The organism is Mesorhizobium sp. M7D.F.Ca.US.004.03.1.1, assembly GCF_003998635.1.
In the GTDB taxonomy this organism is placed as follows: Bacteria; Pseudomonadota; Alphaproteobacteria; order Rhizobiales; family Rhizobiaceae; genus Mesorhizobium; species Mesorhizobium loti.
Genome location: NZ_RZQG01001031.1, coordinates 1 through 1,966 on the forward strand (window position 1 = coordinate 1; position 1,966 = coordinate 1,966).

Consider the following 1,966-nt stretch of genomic DNA (forward strand, 5'->3'; position numbering starts at 1 on the left):
GTATCGGCCTGCTTCGGCGTTTTGGCGCTCCTCACGGCGTTGCTGCTGCACGCCCCGCTCGCCTATTCGATCGGCGCCAACGCATTCTTTGCCGCCTACGTCATTCTTGTCGTTGCCCAGATGCCGAAATTCACCGGCAGGTATCTGAGCAAGAATGCGCGCGCCACCGACCAACCGGTGCTGGTCATCTTCGCCGTGACGCTCGTCGTTGTCGGTTTTGCCACCTTCTCGCTGTTCCAACTGATCAACCAGAAAGACAGCGCCCACCCTGTCGAACTCACCTTCGCGCTGCTGTCGATCCCACTCGGCTGGTTCACAATCCATGCCATGGCAGCGCTCCATTATGCCCATGTCTACTGGATGGACGGCGATGCGGTCGATGCCGAGACCAAGAAGAAGATCCCGGTCGGCGGACTGCTGTTCCCAGGCGACAAACGGCCGGAAGGCTGGGATTTCCTCTACTTCTCGACGGTGATCGGCATGACGGCGCAGACCGCCGACACCAACATCTCGACGACGCATATGCGTTGTGTCGTGCTGGTCCATTCGATCCTGTCGTTTTTCTTCAACACGGTCATCGTCGCAGCCGCAGTCAATCTCGCCGTCAGCCTGGGCGCTCCGTAATAAATCCGTGATCGGATGAAACATTGGTTTGGATCGCGACGTATCAGGAGGACAATGAACGCGCAGGCCACGCCGCGAGGTCGGGAGACGAGACAAGATGGAATCCGTTGCCAGAAGCCAATCCGCCGGCCCAGGCGCTTCTGCGTCGAACGACACAACGCTGATCTACCGGCAGTCGCGCTGGACCCGGCTGACGCATTGGCTCTGGGCCATCTCGCTGTTCTTCATGCTGCTGTCCGGCCTGCAGATCTTCAATGCCCGTCCGCAGCTCTATATCGGCAAGCAGTCGGGCTTCGACTACAACAACACCATCTTGGCCATCGGCGCCGAGAACACCAACGCCGGGCCACGCGGCTACACCGAAATCCTTGGACATCGCTTCGACACCACTGGGGTGCTAGGCTGGTCGGGGCCGGTAGGCCAGGAGACGTCCCGCGCCTTTCCGTCCTGGGCGACGATCCCGTCCTACTATGATCTCGGCACCGCCCGCGTCATCCATTTCTTCTTTGCCTGGATACTGACCACGACCTTGATCGTCTGGCTGGTCGCCAGCACTGTGAACGGCCATCTGCGGCGCGATCTCGCGCCACGCCTCGATGATCTCAAGCGGCTGCCGCAAGACATCATCGACCACGCAAAGCTCAAATTCCACCACACGCGGGAATACAACACGCTGCAGAAGATGGCCTATGGCGGTGTGCTATTCGTGCTCTTGCCGCTGATGATCATCACCGGCCTGGCGATGTCGCCAAGCATGAATTCGGTGCTGCCGTTCCTCAACGATCTGCTCGGTGGCCGGCAGACGGCACGCACCATTCATTTCACCGTCATGGTGCTTCTGGTCGCCTTCTTCGTCGTCCATATCCTGATGATCCTGGCCGCCGGCCCGATCAACGAACTGCGCTCGATCATCACCGGCTGGTATCGCACCGATCCTCCCGCACAGGACGACAAACCCGTCGAGAGGAGTGCCTGACATGGCGAAGTTTGAGATCAGCCGCCGCAAATTCCTCACCGGTGCCAGCCTCGGCGCCTCCGGCATCATGCTGTCGGGCTGCGACGCTTTCGACAGCCAGCTGAGCATCGGCAGCGGCCTGCGCAGTTTCCTGGAAAACGCCAATGGCCTGACATACCGGGCGCAACGCCTGCTTGCCGGACGCGATACGCTGGCGCCCGAATTCACCGAGGCCGACATCCGCCAGCCGCAACGGCCGAACGGGGTCACGGCACCGGACGACGATATCTACAAAGGTCTGCTCGCCAACAACTTCGCCGACTGGCGGCTGGAGGTTACAGGCCTGGTCGAAAAACCGCTGTCGCTGAGCCGCGAGCAGCTTCAGAA

2 protein-coding genes and 1 pseudogene are annotated in these 1,966 nt (G+C 60.8%); all 3 read left to right on the top strand.

What is annotated here, in order from left to right; all coding sequences use genetic code 11:
- A partial coding sequence (locus EN935_RS33440; protein ID WP_164771582.1) for a DUF1345 domain-containing protein occupies nucleotides 1-624 on the top strand: 624 nt, incomplete at its 5' end.
- A 97-nt stretch (nucleotides 625-721) separates the two neighbouring features.
- Nucleotides 722-1,600, top strand: a complete 879-nt coding sequence (locus tag EN935_RS33445) for a cytochrome b/b6 domain-containing protein (RefSeq protein ID WP_127265952.1) — start codon at nucleotides 722-724, stop codon at nucleotides 1,598-1,600.
- Nucleotide 1,601: 1 nt separating this feature from the next.
- Nucleotides 1,602-1,966, top strand: a pseudogene (locus EN935_RS33450) (molybdopterin oxidoreductase); the annotation flags it as partial.

What these genes read in the sequence shown, in the direction of transcription:
- EN935_RS33445 (WP_127265952.1), top strand. Translation starts at nt 722, where the DNA reads ATGGAATCCGTTGCCAGAAGCCAATCCGCCGGCCCAGGCGCTTCTGCG.